This is a genomic window from Metabacillus kandeliae, assembly GCF_021166585.1.
Taxonomy (GTDB): domain Bacteria; phylum Bacillota; class Bacilli; order Bacillales; family Bacillaceae; genus Metabacillus_B; species Metabacillus_B kandeliae.
This window is the reverse complement of sequence record NZ_JAJOZE010000001.1, coordinates 248,530-265,846: the sequence shown is the minus strand read 5'-3', so window position 1 is coordinate 265,846 and position 17,317 is coordinate 248,530. Positions and strand designations below refer to the sequence as shown.

Below are 17,317 nucleotides of genomic sequence, written 5' to 3'. Positions count from 1 at the left end.
CCTCTTTACCCTGCTTTTTTGGCAAAATAAAAAGCAATGAAACAGATAGGCTGTCTCATTGCTTGCATAAACGAAAATATCTTCGCCCATACAATGAGATAGCTCTCCAGGAAACCCTGACAATCCTGCGCCTGTTAAGCGCAAAACCAGCGGATGAAGGAATGGCCCTTCCTCCGCTTCGGCGACGCTCCCCTTTCACTCATGTTCATCGGCAGCCAAATGCCTTGCATGAATTACTCTTGAAGTTCGCACCTCTATCATCATTTAGGAACTAAACGATCGAATATTGAAATTTGTTTGTATTTTAGCAAACCTTTTGAAAAAACACAACAGCTATTCCTGCAATTTCCTGTGAAGCAGTTCTGCAGCTGCAGAAGGAATGACCGTTTTCAGCTCTTCTACTGTAGCTTCTTTCATCTTTTTAATCGATCCGAAATGCTTCAGCAGGGCTTTTTTCCTTTTTTCACCGAGTCCCGGAACATCATCAAGGGACGATTGAAAGGCTGACTTTCCCCGAAGCTGGCGATGAAACGTAATCGCAAAGCGATGCACTTCATCCTGTATGCGCTGCAGCAGGTAAAATTCCTGGCTGCTGCGGTCAAGCTGGATCAGTTCAAGCGGATCGCCCATCAGCAAGTTGGAAGTTCGATGTTTATCATCCTTTACCAGGCCTGCCACAGGCACATCGAGTCCAAGCTCGTTTTCCAGAACATCCTTGGCAGCCCCGATTTGGCCTTTTCCCCCGTCAATGAGGATCAAGTCAGGAAGAGGGAGACTTTCCTTCAGCACTCTTGTGTAGCGTCTTCTGATGACTTCCCGCATGGAATCATAATCATTCGGACCTTCAACCGTTTTAATTTTATATTTGCGGTATTCCTTTTTATACGGCTTGCCGTCCATGAAAACGACCATCGCTGAAACGGGGTCTGTTCCTTGAATATTAGAGTTGTCAAAGGCTTCGATTCGCAATGGAGCAGCGATTCCCAGCTCTTCCCCCAGATTTTCGACCGCTTTAATTGTTCTGGATTCATCTCTTTCAATCAAAGAAAATTTCTCTTTCAGCGCGATCTTTGCATTCTGATGAGCAAGCAGCAGCAATTCTTTCTTTGGCCCCCGCTTCGGCTGCAGCGCCGAAACATTCAGGAGCTGCTCAGCCATCTCCCTGTCAACACTGTCCGGCAGAAGAATCTCTTTTGGCAGAAGATGATTTGGCTGCTGATAAAATTGGCCGAGATACGTCAGGAATTCTTCTTCCGCTTCGCTGTAAAATGGAAACAAGGAAACATCTCTTTCAATCAGCTTGCCCTGCCTGATGAAGAACACCTGTACACACATCCAGCCTTTATCATAGGCATAAGCGAATACATCCCTGTCCAATAAATCAGACATGGACATTTTTTGCTTCTCCATGGTGGCTTCAATATGGACAATCTGGTCTCTGTATTCCTTCGCCCGCTCAAAATCCATCTCTTCAGAGGCTTTCAGCATTTTCTCTGAAAGCTCCTCTTTAATTTTCGAATGCCCGCCGTTTAAGAACCGGGTCATTTCATCAACCATTTTCTTATTCGTTTCCTTTGTTACCTCATATACACATGGAGCAAGACATTGGCCCATGTGATAGTACAGACATACTCTGTCTGGAAGAGTCGAGCACTTTCTGAGCGGATAAAGCCTGTCGAGAAGCTTTTTCGTCTCGCGCGCCGCCTGCACATTCGGATAAGGGCCAAAGTATTTTCCCTTATCTTTTTTCACATTGCGCGTAACAATCAGCCGCGGATGCCGCTCGCCTGTAATTTTGATAAAAGGATACGTTTTATCATCCTTCAGCATGACATTGTATTTCGGATCGTATTTTTTGATCAGGTTCAGTTCAAGAATCAGCGCCTCAATGTTAGAGGACGTCACAATATATTCGAAATCGGTAATTTCATTCACAAGCCTTAATGTCTTGCCGTCATGAGAGCCTGTAAAATAGGACCTGACTCTGTTTCTTAATATCTTTGCCTTCCCCACATAAATAATGGTGCCTTGCCTGTCTTTCATTAAATAACAGCCGGGCTGATCCGGAAGGAGGGCAAGCTTTTCTTTAATCTGCTCTAACATAAGCACCCACTCCGTCTGTTTAAAATCGCTGATTTTTAGGACTATATCTTTGAAAACAGCTATATTCTATTTTACGATACTTCAGTTAGATTAGCCAAGATTTGTATTCTCAGGGAAAAGAGCAGCAGCATTAATTTTTCCAAACTTAGAAGGATTGGAGCAAAAATGAGTTGGAATGAAGGTTTTTTAATAGAAATCGTTCAAATATGCTCTATAATAGGCTCTTCATTCACTTTTAGCCTGTTTAATCAGCTTTGAAAAGGCGTTTATATGCGGGTTTCAGCTTTTTATTTGCAGCTTTTCCAATTTTATATGCGGCTTTTCGAATTTTTTATGCGGGTTTAGAGATTTTATCTGCAAGTATGGTTCTTATCATGCGGGTTAGTTTGGTTACATGCGGGTTATGCCTCCTATGTGCAACTTTATCTTTTTATGTGCAAAGCCATCTTCTGACTCAGAGCGCCAGCCTCTAAAACGTGCATTCTCACCCCAATATAAAAAGCCGGCCTAAAAGGCCGGCTTATCATTATGCGTGTTTGGAAACCAGTTCAGCTAAAGCTTCTTTTGGCTGGAAGCCGACTGTTTTGTCAACAGCTTCGCCATTTTTGAAAACAAGCAGTGTCGGAATGCTCATGACGCCGTATTTTCCAGCAGTCTCTTGGTTTTCATCAACATCTAATTTTACAATTTTTACTTTGTCGCCGATTTCCTGGTCAAGTTCTTCAAGAACTGGAGCGATCATTTTACAAGGGCCGCACCATGGTGCCCAGAAATCTACAAGAACAACACCTTCGCCAGTTTCAGCTGCAAAGTTTTGGTCAGTTACATGTGTAATAGCCATTATTCTGTTACCTCCTAGAAAAAATCTAAAATCATGGAATGGATTTAGTATAGCACCATCAAGGTTTTCTTGCTAACGTTTTGCCTTATGCCCTATTCTGCCCCTCTTTTTGCTGAAAAAAACGCGCCCTTTGGAGGACGCGCACTCTTTTATCAGGAATGAACCTTAAGTTTCTTGAATTCTTCCGTCAGCAGCGGCACAACTTCAAACAGATCTCCGACAATGCCGTAATCGGCTACTTTAAAGATGTTCGCTTCCGGATCTTTATTAATCGCAACGATCACTTTAGAGTTGGACATACCGGCTAAATGCTGAATGGCTCCAGAAATACCGCAGGCGATATAAAGGTCAGGCGTAACAACTTTTCCTGTCTGGCCAATTTGCAGGGAATAATCACAGTAGTCTGCATCACAGGCTCCGCGGGAAGCGCCGACAGCCGCCCCTAAAACATCCGCCAATTCTTTCAGGGGCTGGAATCCGTCAGTGCTTTTCACACCGCGTCCACCAGCTACGATGACTTTTGCTTCTGCCAGATCGACGCCCTCAGAGGCTTTTCTGACAACCTCTTTTACAATGGTGCGCAAGTCTTTAATATCCACATCAAGTGCTGAAACATCGCCTGTTCTTGACTCGTCCTTTTCAAGCGGTGCAATATTGTTCGGACGGATTGTGGCGAATACAATTCCGTCTGTGATAATTTTCTTTTCAAACGCCTTGCCTGAATAAATCGGGCGTGTAAAGACGATATTCCCGCCTGCTTCTTCTACTGCTGTTGCATCTGAAATCAGGCCTGTTTGAAGCTTTGCCGCAATTTTTGGCGAAAGGTCTTTCCCAAGCGCTGTGTGGCCGAAGATAATCCCTTCAGGATTTTCCTGCTCAATTGCTGCAAGCAGTGCTTGTGAATAGCCGTCAGGCGTGTAGTCCTTCAGCTTCTCATTTTCTATTGTAATGACGCGGTCTGCGCCATAATGAATCATTGCTTCAGCAGCATTCTTTACACTGTCCCCTGCAAGCACAGCGACAATTTCGCCGCCTTCCGCTGCCGTTTTGCCTGCTGCGATCGCTTCAAAAGAAACATTCCGCAGTGATCCTTCACGAATTTCTCCCAGTACTAGAACTTTTCTTGACATGTCTATTTCCCCCTGTTAATCAGTATAGCTGTTGCGTTAAGCAAACACTTAGATGACCTTTGCTTCGTTTCTAAGAAGCGATACAAGCTCCTGCACCTGTTCCGGCAGCTCGCCCTGCAGCACTTTTCCCGCTTCTTTTTTAGGCGGCATATAGATTTCGATCGTTTTTGTTTTGGCTTCAACATCGTCTTCGTCCAGATCAAGATCATCCAGCTCAAGCTCTTCAAGCGGTTTCTTTTTCGCTTTCATGATTCCCGGCAATGATGGATATCTCGGTTCATTTAATCCCTGCTGTGCCGTGATCAAAAGAGGAAGCTTCGTTTCAATGATTTCTGAATCTCCTTCTACATCTCTTGTAACCGTTGCGGTATCCCCGCTGATTTCAAGCTTTGTGATGGTTGTGACATAAGAGATGCCGAGAAGCTCAGCAAGCCGAGGCCCTACTTGTCCAGAACCGCCGTCAATTGCCACGTTTCCGCCAAGAATCAGATCTGCTTCTTTGTCTTTAAAAAATTCAAAAAGGATTCTGGAAGTGGAATATTGGTCGCCATCCTCCAGGTCATCCTCTGTATTAATTAAAACTGCTTTGTCAGCACCCATTGCAAGCGCAGTCCGAAGCTCTTTCTCGCTTTCTTCGCCGCCGACTGTGACAACAGTCACTTCGCCGCCTTCTGCATCCCTGACCTGGATGGCTTCTTCAACAGCATACTCATCATAAGGATTAATAATAAATTCCGCTCCATCCTCCTGAATTGCGTTGTTCTGGACCGAAATTTTCTCTTCTGTATCGAACGTTCTCTTCAAAATCACATAGATATTCATGTTTATCCCCCTGTTTAGTTAAGACATTTAATGAAATGCGGAGGCCGCTCGTTCAGCCCCGACAAGCGCTGGAGGAAAATCCTGAAAAGTCCGGTTTTGACTTTTTGGGATTTTCTGAAGCGACTCAGATCGGGCTAACCGCTGGAGCTGGACAACCTGAAAAGCGGAAGCGGCTCGTTCAGCCCCTAAAAGTGGTGGAGCTGGCCATGGCAATCAATAACCTATTCCCCTTTAAAATCAGGCTCCCGCTTTTCGATAAAAGCCTGGATGCCTTCTTTCGCGTCGTTTGTTCCGAAAATTTTGCCGAACTGCTCCGCTTCTTCCTCAATAGATTCCTGGAACGTTCTGTTTTTTCGGAACTGAAGCAGATCAATTACAGCCTTGATGGAGGCCGGGCTCTTTTTCGCAATTTTGCCAGCGAGCTCTTCTGCTTTGGCAAACAGTTCCTCCTCAGGGTAAGCGGCATTGGCCAAGCCAAGCGCAGCTGCTTCTTTTCCTGTGATCGGCTCGCTGGTTGCCATCATTTCAAAAGCTTTTGCCTTTCCGACAAGATCCGGAAGGCGCTGAGAGCCTCCAAAGCCTGGAATAATTCCGAGCTGAAGCTCAGGCAGGCCAAGCTTCGCTGTTTCTGTTACGAGGCGGATATGGCAGCTCATCGCAAGCTCCAGTCCCCCGCCGAGTGCTGCCCCGTGGATAGCGGCAATTACTGGTTTAGGAAAGCCTTCCATTCTCTCAAATACTTTCTGGCCGTATACAGAAAGGTCAGAAAAACCGCCTGTATTTTCAACCTGTGTAAATTCTTTAATATCGGCTCCTGCTGAAAAGAACCGGCCTTCTCCCTTAAGAAGAATAACGCGGGTTTCTTTATCATTTTCCAGTTCGTCAAGAAGGCTTGTAAGCTCTTTCAAAACTTTGTTCGCCAAAGCGTTGGCAGGAGGATTCTCCAGCGTTACAACGGCGATAAAGTTTTCCTTTTTTACAGTCAGAACACCCATCGTCAGCTCTCCCTTGCTTGTATATTATCTATATATCCCAGGCGGCTGACAGCGGAAAAGCTATGAAGCTTTTCCGCAGCCGTGCACGAGCAGCTCATGCACTTTGCCGGCCAAAGAAGGCAAATCATATTTTTGCTCATTCATTACCCAGGAGGTAACGGTTTCATCTATTGTTCCGAAAATCATCTGCCTGGCAAGGCGCAGGTCCAGATCAGGCCTGAACTCTCCTGAGCTTCTGCCCATGCTGATAATCTCGTCCAATACATTTAAATAGCCTTTTAAAACATCATTGATGCGCTGGCGCAATTCAGCTATGGATTGGCGCAGCTCAAGCTGTGTGACGATGGCGAGGCGATGATCTTCTGATAGAAGGGTGAAATGTTTTTCCACCAGCACGTATAACTTCTCTGCCGCTGTCTGCTTTCCTGCTGTCTCTGCTTCAATTTTTTCAATCAGGACGCCCATTTTCTCTCTGAACACAGAGATCAGGATATCTTCTTTGTTTTTAAAATAAAGATAGATGGTGCCGTCAGCCACTCCTGCCTGTTTGGCAATTTTTGAGACCTGTGCCTGATGATAGCCGTTTTCTGCGATGACTATGACAGCTGCATCAATAATCTGCTTATACTTCGGTTTATTTTGTTTCAATGGCTGATCTTCTCCTTACAAAAAATGAATGAATAATCATTCATAATCTAATCATAAAATGTTCCGTTTCCCATGTCAAGCAAAAAACGTGTTAAAGCGCCGCCCGTAAACGGCGCTGACAGATTAGTTGGCATCCTTTAACCTTTCTTTTTCTTCTTCTACAAGCGCTCTTCTCAGAATCTTGCCGACAGCTGTTTTCGGCAGCTCTTCACGAAATTCATATATTCTCGGCACTTTATAAGCTGCAAGATGCTTTCTGGCAAAGGCATTCAGTTCTTCTTCTCCTGCAGTCATTCCCTCTTTTAAAACAATGTAAGCTTTGACCGTTTCTCCCCGATATGGATCAGGAACTCCTGCTACAACAGCTTCCTGTATACTTTCATGTTCATAAAGGACTTCTTCTACTTCACGCGGATAAATATTAAATCCGCCTGCAATAATCATATCCTTTTTACGGTCAGCGATGTAAAAATAGCCTTCTTCATCCATATAGCCTATGTCTCCTGTGAATAGCCACCCGTCCTTCAGAACCGCCTCTGTTTCCTCCGGTCTGTTCCAGTAGCCTTTCATTACCTGCGGCCCTTTTACAGCGAGTTCGCCAAGCTCATGCAGTTCAGCTTCCTGCCCCGTTTCCATTGAAAAGATGGCGGCATCTGTGTTCGGCCATGGAACACCTATGCTTCCTTTTTTCCGCTTTTCCCATAAGAAATTGGCATGGGTGACAGGCGATGCTTCAGAAAGACCGTAGCCCTCTACAAGCTTCCCTCCTGTTGCCCTTTCGAACTGCTCCTGAACTTCGGCCGGAAGCGGTGCAGAGCCGCTGATGCACGATTTTACTGAAGAAATGTCATACTTATTCAAATCGGGATGGTTCAAGAGAGCAATGTAGATAGTTGGCGCACCTGGGAAAAGAGTCGGCTTCAGCTTATCTATGGCTTTCAGCGTATCAAGTGCCTGAAATCTTGGCAAGAGGACCATTTTGAACCCCTGCATAATGGACAGATTCATCACGGCTGTCATTCCGTATACATGGAAAAACGGCAGAACGCCGAGCACGGTTTCTTCACCCCTTTTGCAGCGGTACATCCAGGAGCTGCACATTTGAGTGTTGGAAACAAGATTTTCATGTGTGAGCATGACGCCTTTTGGAAAACCGGTCGTTCCGCCTGTGTATTGCAACAGCGCAATATCTTCAGCTGGGTCGACCGGATATCTTTTTGCTTCAGCTTTCGCTGTTCTCATAATCGTGCTGAATAAATGGGTATTGCCGCCATGATTCAATTTCAGAACAACTTTATTATCTTTTCTCTGAACAAACGGATACAGAATATTTTTTGGAAATGGCAGGTAGTCCTTTATCCCGGTTACAATCACATGCTTCAAACTTGTTAGCGCTTTCACTTTAGAGACCCGGGGATACAGCATATCAAGCGTTATGATGAACAAGGACCCGCTGTCCTTCAATTGATATTCCAGTTCCCTTTCTGTGTAAAGAGGATTGGTCTGAACCACAATTCCTCCCGCAAACAAAATGCCGTAATAGGCTATAACAGCCTGAGGGCAGTTCGGCAGCATGATCGCGGCCCTGTCACCTTTTTCAAGCCCGAGCTCCTGCAGGTAGCCGGCAAGCTTTAACGATTGGCGGTAAATCTCCTTAAACGTAAGTTTTTTTCCTAAAAAATCCACTGCATGCTTTTCAGGAAACTCCTCTGCTGAGCTTTCCAGATAGTCCTGCAGCGCTTTTCTGTCAATCTCTATATCTTTCGGCAATTCATCTGGATAGTGCGATAGCCAAGGTCTTTTTACTGTCATCCCAATCCCCCTTGTCTGCTTTTGTCTCTTTTTCTCCCTTTATTATAACAATATATTCTGAAATATTCCTATATTTAGAATTTAAACAGTGTGAAAAAAGACTGGCGTATAATTGCCAGCCTTTTTATATCCATATGCAATGTTAGCCTGTTTCTGTCTCAATCAATTGTTAAATAACGTTTTTTCCAAGCATTGCTGCTTACTGCTGAATAACGCGACTATGAGACTAGATGACTTTTAAGAAAAAAAGATCCAGTAAATAATACCCACTAAAAGAAAACTTCCGCATACCCAAAGCAAAACCTTTGCAAGTGTTTCCATCCCTTTGCTCCCCTGCCGTCTTAGCCAGATCAGGCCAAGTCTTTATTTTAATTCAACAACGGTAATGCCTGATCCGCCTTCTCCTGCTTCGCCAAATCTTGCATTTTTTACACTGCGATGATTTTTCACATATTCCTGGACGCCTTTTCTCAGAGCCCCGGTTCCTTTTCCATGAATAATGGAAACGCGCGGATAGCCTGCCAATACCGCATCATCCAGGTATTTCTCTACTTTCATCAAGGCGTTTTCATACCGTTCGCCCCGCAGATCAAGCTCAAGAGAAACGTGGTAATCCCGTCCCTTGACAGTTGCAAGCGGCTTCCGTTCTTTTTCTTTTGGTGCTGCCCCTGTATATTGGAGATCGCTTTCTTTTACTTTCATTTTCATAATGCCAATCTGCACAAGCCATTCTCCGTCACCGGTTTTTTCCACAAGATGGCCTTTTTGGTTAAAGCTTGTGACCTTTACTTCATCTCCAGCATGAAGAGCGTGCTGCTCCGCCTTTTTAGCTGGAGCTTTTTTGGATTTTTGAAACACAGGCTGGGCTTCTTCGAGCCGTTTTCTGGCATTAATAAGTTCATGTTCTTTTACAGAAGCATGCTGCTCCTTGCTCATTCTCCGAAGTTCCCGGATAACGCCCTCTGCTTCTTCTCTGGCAGCTGCCAATCTTTCTTCCGCCTGCTTTTCCGCTTTTTCGAACAGCTTATCCCGCTCATCGTTAAACTGGAGGATCTGCTGCTGCAGATCTTTATGAAGCTGCTCTGCTTCTTTTCTAATAGATTCCGCTTCTGCCCTTTCAGCCTCTGCCTGCTTTTTGCTGTCTTCAAGAGCTGAAATCATTCTGTCCACTTCATTGCTTTCTGAAGTCATCTGGCTTTTCGCAGATCGAATGACATAATCAGCAAGGCCGAGCCTTTTTGAGATTTCAAATGCATTGCTTCGTCCAGGAATGCCGATCAGGAGCCTGTAGGTCGGGCTGAGAGTTTCAATATCAAATTCCACACTCGCATTCGTCACGCCATCCCTGTTATAGCCGTACGCCTTCAGTTCCGGGTAATGAGTTGTGGCGATCACCCGCGCTCCCCTTCCATACACTTCATCCAGGATGGATATGGCCAGTGCTGCGCCCTCCTGCGGATCTGTTCCCGCACCAAGCTCGTCAAACAGGACAAGGCTTTGGTCATCGGCTTTTTTCAAAATATCCACGATGTTCACCATATGGGATGAAAATGTACTCAAGCTCTGTTCAATGGACTGCTCATCACCTATATCGGCATAAACGGATTGGAAGACGGCAAGCTCTGAGCCGTCATAGGCTGGTATTTGCAGCCCCGCCTGCGCCATCAATGTAAAGATTCCGACTGTTTTCAGCGTAACGGTTTTACCGCCGGTATTTGGCCCGGTAATCACAATCGTTGTATAATCCTCGCCAATCGCTATATCATTCGCCACAACCTGATCCTCAGGCAGCAGCGGGTGCCGTGCTTTAAACAGGCGAATAACCCCGGCATCATTCAGCTCAGGCCTTGATGCCTTGATTTCCTTCGCATAGCGTGCCTTCATAAAAATAAAATCCAAGTCTGCCAGTATGTCAACATTGGCTAAGATAGCATCAGCTGATTCAGCCGTTTGCTCAGACAGCTCGCGCAGAATTTTCTCAATCTCCATTTTCTCTCTGACCCTCGCCTGCTGAACAGCATTGTTCAGTTCAACTACAGCCTGAGGTTCAACAAAAAGAGTTGCACCTGAAGAAGACTGGTCATGCACTATCCCCCCGTAAGCTGAACGGTATTCCTGCTTGACAGGCAGAACGAACCGGTCGTTTCGAATTGTTATGATGGCATCAGAAAGCATGGTTTGAGCTGAAGAGGATCTGATCATGGATTCCAGCTTATCGCGCACTTTTGCTTCTGTTGCTCTTTTCTGCTGCCTGATTCCTCGCAGTGCATCACTTGCATGGTCCAGGATTTCTCCATTGTCATCAATGCATTGCTTAATCCGTTTCTCAAGGTCTGTCAAAGGAACAAGCTGCTCCGCCCGCTCTCCAAGATTCCGCAGCTCGATGCCGTTTTCAATCATATCTTCAATAAAATGCTTGATTTGCCTGCCTGCATAAATGGTTCCAGCTATTTCAATCAATTCAGAAGCGCTCAGCATGCCGCCGATTTTGGATCGCTTCAGGCTTGTCCTGATATCCGTCAAACCGCCGAATGGGGCGTTCCCCTTCAGTCTGATCACTTTCGCTGCTTCATCTGTGTCATCCTGCCATCTTTTTGCTTCTTCAAGAGAGACAGAAGGAATAAGCGCTGCTGCTTTCTCCCTGCCAAGGGATGAGGCAGCATGCTTCATCAGATGTTCTCTTACTTTATCAAACTCCAGAACGTTTAATACTCTTTGCTGCAATATGGGTTCCTCCCAAGGGAATATTATGAAGAGTGACGGTTTAAAAACTGCCTTAGTTCATCCAGTTCCCATGTATTTATTACATTTTCTTTTTCAATCCAGCCTTTTTTGGCTGCAGAAACGCCAATCGGCATGTGTTCAAGCATATCAAGGCTGTGAGCATCCGTATTAATCATAATCTTTACTCCAGCTGCCTGTGCTTTGCGGATATTTTCCGCACTTAAATCAAGCCTGTTCGGATTGGCATTCAGCTCAAGAGCTGTATTCGTTTCCTTTGCAAGCTTTATCAGCAGATCGACATCCGGCTCATACCCTTTCCTCTTCCCGATCAAGCGGCCTGTCGGATGAGCGATCAGATCGACATGATGGCTCTCAAGAGCTGTTTTCAGCCTGCTCATAATCACGTCTTCCGGCTGTGAAAAGCTGGAGTGGATGGACGCTATGACAAAATCCAGTTCTTCAAGCATCTGATCATCGTAATCAAGTGTTCCGTCTGGCAATATGTCCATTTCAACTCCGGCTAAAATAGTAAAATTGCTGTACTTGCTGTTCAGGCGGTTCACTTCCTCGCGCTGGGCCCGGAGCCTTTCCTCTGTCAGGCCTCCTGCCACCTTTAAATATTTTGAATGATCTGTAATGGCCATATAACGATAGCCTTTCGCCCTGCAGGCTTCCGCCATTTCTTCTATTGTAAAGGCGCCGTCAGTCCAGGTGGAGTGCATATGAAGATCGCCTTTTATATCCTCTAATTTTATAAGAGTGTCCGTCATTTCCGCTTTATCTACTTCTGTTCCATCTTCACGGAGCTCAGGCGGAATCCATGGCAGCCCGAAGTGAGCATACAGCTCTGCTTCGTCACTTACTGTTTTGACCTCGCCTGTTTCCAGGTTTTCGATGCCGTATTCGCTAATTTTTTCACCGCGCTCTTTTGCAAGCTGCCGCATTTTGACGTTATGGTCTTTAGAGCCTGTAAAGTGATGAAGGGCAGAGGCAAATTCTGCATCCTGCACAAGCCTGAAATCAACATTTACTTCAAAATCATAGCCGAGCTGAACAGATACCTTCGTATCCCCGCTTGCAATGACATCTGTCAGCTTCGGCATTTTCAGAAGCTGCTCCCTTACTGCCTGGGGATTTTCACAGGAAATAATATAGTCCAGATCCTTGATTGTTTCCCTCATTCTTCTCAGGCTTCCTGCTTTTGAGAAGCGGGTGATTCCTTCCGCATTTTTTAAAAAGCTGTCAATCTCTTCTGATATCGGCAGCATGAAGGCCAGAGGCAGCCTATCCGGCCTCGTGCCGGATTCATCGATCGCTTCCAGAATTTTTTCTTCTGTTTTTTTCCCAAAGCCCTGAAGCCCCTGAATCTGATGCTTCAAACAGGCTTCCTTCAGCGCTTCCATGCTGTCGACACCGAGCTCCTTATAAAGCTTGGCTATTTTCTTTCCGCCAAGGCCAGGAAGCTTTAAGAGCGGAAGCAGACCTTCAGGCACCTCTTTTTGAAGCGCCTCAAGGGCATCAGACCGGCCAGTATCCAAATACTCTTGTATGACCGCTGCAGTCCCTTTTCCGATGCCGCCAAGCTTCGTAAAGTCTTCGATGGCTGAAAGGCTTCTGTCATCCTGCTCAAGCGCATTGGCTGCTTTTCTGAAAGCTGATATTTTAAATGGATTTTCACCCTTTAATTCCATATAAATGGCGATTGTTTCGAGCAATCTCACCACGTCTTTTTTATTTACCGTCATCTGCTTCACCTCTGCCCATTCATACAATTTTCTACCAAAGATGATACATTTTTTTTCATTTAATGAAAAGCCGCAGCGCCTGTAACAGGAAAAAACTTCTCCGGGTTAAAGAGAAGTTGTCGTTTTTCCGCTGCCGTACTGAAGCCATAGCTCTTTGACTTTATCTGAAAGGACTGGAGTGTGGTTGACAATTGTTCCAGTGAGCGCTGAATCCTTTAAAGCGGACTGGACATTGTTCATCGGCAGAAGCCCTGCTGCGAAGAGCAGAATAAATAGAACGAGATACACTTCTGCAAATCCGAAAATACCTCCTGCCAGTTTGTTGATCTGTTTAAGAACGGGAATAGATGCTGCCAGGTTCAGCATGGAGCCCAGCATATTGGCAAGTATTTTTGTTCCGAAGAAAAGAATAAGAAACGCAATGGCGCGGTAGTAGGCATCTTCCGCATGAATTCCGCTGAAGAAGGAAACCATCCCTGAGCCTTCACCTAAATTGGGATAGGGAATCCACTTTAAATTAGGCGCAAGATCCGCAGAAAAGTGATATGCTACAATATATGCAAGCACAAAGCCTGCCAGATGGACAACCTGAAGAATCAGTCCTCTTTTGAGGCCGACAAGAATACCCAGCACAAGCAGGACGATTAGAATGAAATCAAGCATTTTGACAGTTCAATCCTTTTCATGAAGTTGTTTTTCCAGCTTTTCGTAATCATCTTTTAATTTTAAATATTCATGGACCATATTAACTGCTGTCAATACAGCGAGTTTATTAATATCGAGTGCAGGATTGTGCTGGCTCATCTCCCGCATCTTGTCATCAACAATGGAAGCGACCAGCCTGATGTGGCTTGTGCTTTCTGTGCCGATGATCGAATATTGCTGTCCATATATATCAACTGTAGTTTTAGTTTTAGGACGATTTGACAACGTGTATCCTCCATTCATATAAATCCTAATCTTTATCATAACATGTTCTTTTCCATAATGGAAAGAAGACGGAAACCTTCTTTGCAAGCCTTTAAAGCAGGTCATACCTGCTTATGAAGCGTGCGGTTCCGTTTAGAAAGGAAGAAAAATATGTCGCATTCTGTTATTCAAACTACGCCGGCAGCTATCCAGAAAATGAAGCTGCATTATAAGGATTCCCTGATCGAAAAGCTTCCTCAGGGGGCGCTCTTTGCAGCCAAGACCGCAAACTGCTCCATTACGGCATATAAATCCGGCAAGGTTCTTTTTCAAGGCGCAGGAGCCCAGACAGAAAGCGGAAGGTGGCAGTCTGACAGCACCGGAGGGAACACCAAGCCCATTAATAAAAAAAGTTCGGCAATCCCCGCTGTTTTCAGTCCGCCCCCTTCCATATCTGAAATGTCTGTCATCGGATCAGATGAAGTCGGAACAGGGGATTACTTCGGCCCGATGACTGTTGCAGCAGCCTATGCCAGCAGAAAAAACCTTCCGCTGCTTAAGGAGCTCGGAGTAAAAGACTCAAAAAATTTAACAGACTCACAGATTACCGCGATTGCCAAAGATTTGATCAAAACGATTCCTTACAGCCTTCTCATTCTTCCTAATGAAAAGTACAACGTGATGCAGGCAAAGGGCATGTCACAAGGAAAATTGAAAGCACTGCTGCACAATCAGGCCATTACAAAGCTGAAGGAAAAAATTTCACCTGAAGAACCGGAAGCTGTTCTTATTGACCAATTTGCGGTACCTGATATTTATTTCCGGCATTTAAGCGGAAAAGCTTTTACAAAAGAAAAAACCTATTTCAGCACAAAGGCAGAGGGCGTTCATCTTGCTGTCGCGGCTGCCTCCATTATTGCCAGATACGCCTTTTTAAAGGAGTTTGATAAGCTCTCCAAAAAAGCCGGTTTCCCTCTTCCAAAAGGAGCCGGAAGCAAGGTCGATGAAGCTGCGGCAAAGCTCATGGCAGCACAGGGAGAACAAACGGCAGGACAGTTTGTCAAGCTTCACTTTGCCAATACGGGTAAAGCAAAGCTGCTGCTGGCCAAAAAACAGAACAGACAATAAAACGGAGCTTCCATTAGCGGAAGCTCCGTTTTCTTTACCATTTATCCTCTTAAAACAGCTCCGAATTTTTCTTCAGCTGCTTTCATTATTTTGCTGTAGGATGCTGCAACTTCTTCATCTGTAAGGGTTCTTTCAGGGTCCATATATTTCAGGGAGAAAGCAATGGATTTTTTCCCTTCTTCCAGTCTGTCTCCTTCATACACATCAAAGACAGAAACTTCTTTCAGAAGTTTGCCCCCAGCTGCAATTATGGCTGACCTAAGATCTCCCGCTGCCGTTTCCTTGCTTGTGACAAGTGCAATATCTCTTGTAATACCTGGGAAGCGCGGGATCACGCTGTAAGAGACGCCTTCAGAATCGGCTTCCATCAGCTTTGTCAAATCCAGTTCAAACACATACGTGTCAGTCAGATCGTTTTGTTTCTGAACAGAAGGGTGGAGCTGGCCGATAAAGCCCGCGAGTTCGCCGTTCAGGAAAACTTCTGCCGTGCGGCCGGGGTGCATGCCCTCTCTTTTCGCCTGCTTGAAAATCATTTTTTCTTCCAGTCCAAGCTGATCAAAAAGACCTTCCAAAATGCCTTTTAACACATAAAAATCAGCCGGCTTTTTCTCTCCCTGCCAAGGTTGTGAAAGCCATAGCCCTGTGATGGCGCCCGCAGCATGCTCTCTTTCTGAAGGGCGGTTTTCCTTGCCGTTTGACAAGTATACTGAGCCAATTTCATACACAGCAGCCTGATCTGTCTGTCGTGCCAGGTTATGCCTCAAAACATCAATCAAATGAGGGAGCAGGCTCAGACGGAGAACACTTCTGTCTTCGCTCATCGGAAGAGAAAGCTCTGTAAGCTCCGTTTCATTCAATGCATATTTGGCTGCTTTATCTTTTCCTGTAAGAGAATAGGTGATGGCTTGATACAGTCCGGCACCTTCCAGATAACGGCGTACCTTTCTGCGCTTGCTCTGATATTCTGTCAGCATTCCAGGCACAGATTCCGTTACAGGGAGAGTGGACGGGATGTTATCGTAGCCGTAAAGCCGTGCAGCTTCTTCTACGAGATCTTCCTCAATGGTAATGTCTCCACGTCTTGTTGGAATGGTTACAGTAAACACATCTTCATTCCGGTCAGTTTTGAAGCCGAGCCTGCGGAAAATTGAACCAACATCTTCAGCAGAAATCTCCATACCAAGCACTGATTCAATTTTGCCGGCTGATATGGATATAACAGCAGGCTCCCAGTCCTTATGCTTTTCTTCAGCAGTGCCGTCAAGCACTTCGCCGCCTGCATAAAGTGCCATCAGCTGTGCAGCACGTTCTGCAGCCGGAAGCACCCTGTTTGGATCAACGCCTTTTTCAAATCTCGCGCTAGCTTCGCTTCTGAGCCCATGATCTTTGGAAGCCTGGCGCACTGTCTGGCCGTCAAAATAAGCTGATTCAAGCAGGATGTTTTTCGTATCAGACTGGACTTCGGAATCAGCGCCGCCCATAACTCCAGCGATCGCTTGCGGCACACTGCCGTTTGTGATCACAAGATGGCTGCTTTTCAATTCTCTTTCCTGATCGTCCAACGTGACAATTTTTTCGCCTTCCTTTGCTTTGCGGATCACCACTTCACTTGATCCGAACTTGTCGAGATCAAAAGCATGGAGCGGCTGGCCGTATTCAAGAAGGACAAAGTTTGTAATATCCACTACATTATTGTGAGGTCGGATTCCCGCTGCCATCAGCCTTGTCTGCATCCATAATGGGGAAGGCGCAATGGTTACATTACGGATGATTTTTGCTGCATAATACGGGTTTGCTTCTTTATCCTCGATCGTGATAGAAACAGCATCAGAAGCTTTCTCAGCTTCAGCATGATAAGAAAGCTCAGGATAACGGACGCTTCTGTCCAGTATCGCTGCCACTTCATGCGCCACGCCGAGCATGCTCAGGCAATCAGAACGGTTAGGCGTAAGCCCGAGCTCAAGCACCTGATCATCCAGATTTAATGCACGAAGAGCATCTTCCCCAGGTACTGCGTCACTGGGAAAAACAAAAATCCCTTCTGCATATTCCTTCGGTACAAGCTTGCCTTCCATTCCAAGCTCCTGCAGAGAGCAGATCATGCCGTTCGATTCTTCTCCGCGAAGCTTCGCACGCTTGATTTTGAAATTGCCCGGCAGCACGGCGCCTGTTTTGGCTACCGCAACCTTTTGGCCCTTCTCCACATTCGGCGCTCCGCAAATAATCTGCACAGGCTCTTCTTCTCCTATATCCACAAGGCACTTATTTAATTTATCAGCATCAGGATGCTGCTCCCTCTCGAGCACGTGTCCGATGACGACTCCTGTAATGCCTTCATTCCGTACTTCTACTGATTCTACTTCGATGCCGCTCCTGGTAATTTTTTCAGCCAGCACATCTGCCTCATACCCGTCCAGGTCAACATATTCTTTCAGCCATTTATATGAAACCAACATTTCG

Annotated in this window: 13 protein-coding genes and 1 riboswitch; of the genes, 1 reads left to right on the top strand and 12 read right to left on the bottom strand. The window is 45.6% G+C overall.

Going from position 1 to position 17,317, the window contains the following annotated elements:
* Positions 1-91: 91 nt before the first annotated feature.
* A riboswitch (Lysine riboswitch) is annotated at positions 92-265 on the bottom strand.
* Positions 266-333: 68 nt separating this feature from the next.
* The 11 genes from uvrC to zapA all read right to left on the bottom strand — a co-directional run bounded on the left by uvrC (position 334) and on the right by zapA (position 13,750).
* The gene (uvrC, locus tag LRR81_RS01280; RefSeq protein ID WP_231787488.1) at positions 334-2,103 is read right to left on the bottom strand and encodes an excinuclease ABC subunit UvrC; all 1,770 of its coding nucleotides are present in this window, start codon (positions 2,101-2,103) and stop codon (positions 334-336) included.
* Positions 2,104-2,629: 526 nt separating this feature from the next.
* Positions 2,630-2,944, bottom strand: coding sequence for a thioredoxin (gene trxA / locus LRR81_RS01275; protein ID WP_231787487.1), 315 nt, complete (start codon positions 2,942-2,944; stop codon positions 2,630-2,632).
* Between the two features lie 152 nt (positions 2,945-3,096).
* Positions 3,097-4,074, bottom strand: coding sequence for an electron transfer flavoprotein subunit alpha/FixB family protein (locus LRR81_RS01270; protein ID WP_231787486.1), 978 nt, complete (start codon positions 4,072-4,074; stop codon positions 3,097-3,099).
* A 48-nt stretch (positions 4,075-4,122) separates the two neighbouring features.
* Positions 4,123-4,896: an electron transfer flavoprotein subunit beta/FixA family protein gene (locus LRR81_RS01265; RefSeq protein ID WP_231787485.1), complete on the bottom strand. Its 774-nt coding sequence runs from the start codon at positions 4,894-4,896 to the stop codon at positions 4,123-4,125.
* A gap of 221 nt (positions 4,897-5,117) precedes the next feature.
* The gene (locus tag LRR81_RS01260) at positions 5,118-5,891 is read right to left on the bottom strand and encodes an enoyl-CoA hydratase (protein ID WP_231787484.1); all 774 of its coding nucleotides are present in this window, start codon (positions 5,889-5,891) and stop codon (positions 5,118-5,120) included.
* A 60-nt stretch (positions 5,892-5,951) separates the two neighbouring features.
* Complete coding sequence (locus LRR81_RS01255) at positions 5,952-6,539, bottom strand: TetR/AcrR family transcriptional regulator (RefSeq protein WP_231787483.1); 588 nt, start codon at positions 6,537-6,539, stop codon at positions 5,952-5,954.
* Positions 6,540-6,662: 123 nt separating this feature from the next.
* The gene (locus LRR81_RS01250; protein WP_231787482.1) at positions 6,663-8,351 is read right to left on the bottom strand and encodes an AMP-binding protein; all 1,689 of its coding nucleotides are present in this window, start codon (positions 8,349-8,351) and stop codon (positions 6,663-6,665) included.
* A gap of 363 nt (positions 8,352-8,714) precedes the next feature.
* The gene (locus LRR81_RS01245; protein WP_231787481.1) at positions 8,715-11,075 is read right to left on the bottom strand and encodes an endonuclease MutS2; all 2,361 of its coding nucleotides are present in this window, start codon (positions 11,073-11,075) and stop codon (positions 8,715-8,717) included.
* A 23-nt stretch (positions 11,076-11,098) separates the two neighbouring features.
* On the bottom strand, positions 11,099-12,820 hold the full coding sequence (gene polX, locus LRR81_RS01240) for a DNA polymerase/3'-5' exonuclease PolX (protein WP_231787480.1): 1,722 nt from the start codon (positions 12,818-12,820) through the stop codon (positions 11,099-11,101).
* Positions 12,821-12,925: 105 nt separating this feature from the next.
* Complete coding sequence (locus LRR81_RS01235; protein ID WP_231787479.1) at positions 12,926-13,483, bottom strand: CvpA family protein; 558 nt, start codon at positions 13,481-13,483, stop codon at positions 12,926-12,928.
* 9 nt (positions 13,484-13,492) lie between these two features.
* Entirely contained in the window at positions 13,493-13,750 is a 258-nt protein-coding gene (gene zapA, locus LRR81_RS01230) for a cell division protein ZapA (RefSeq protein WP_231787478.1), read from the bottom strand.
* Positions 13,751-13,900: 150 nt separating this feature from the next.
* On the opposite strand from zapA, the gene rnhC reads away from it, so the two are divergent.
* Positions 13,901-14,857 carry a ribonuclease HIII gene (gene rnhC / locus LRR81_RS01225; RefSeq protein WP_231787477.1) on the top strand — a complete coding sequence of 319 codons (957 nt, stop codon included), beginning with the start codon at positions 13,901-13,903 and terminating at the stop codon, positions 14,855-14,857.
* A gap of 41 nt (positions 14,858-14,898) precedes the next feature.
* Here the strand turns inward: rnhC and pheT are convergent, their stop codons facing one another.
* Entirely contained in the window at positions 14,899-17,313 is a 2,415-nt protein-coding gene (gene pheT, locus LRR81_RS01220; RefSeq protein WP_231787476.1) for a phenylalanine--tRNA ligase subunit beta, read from the bottom strand.
* Between the last annotated feature and the right edge of the window lie 4 nt (positions 17,314-17,317).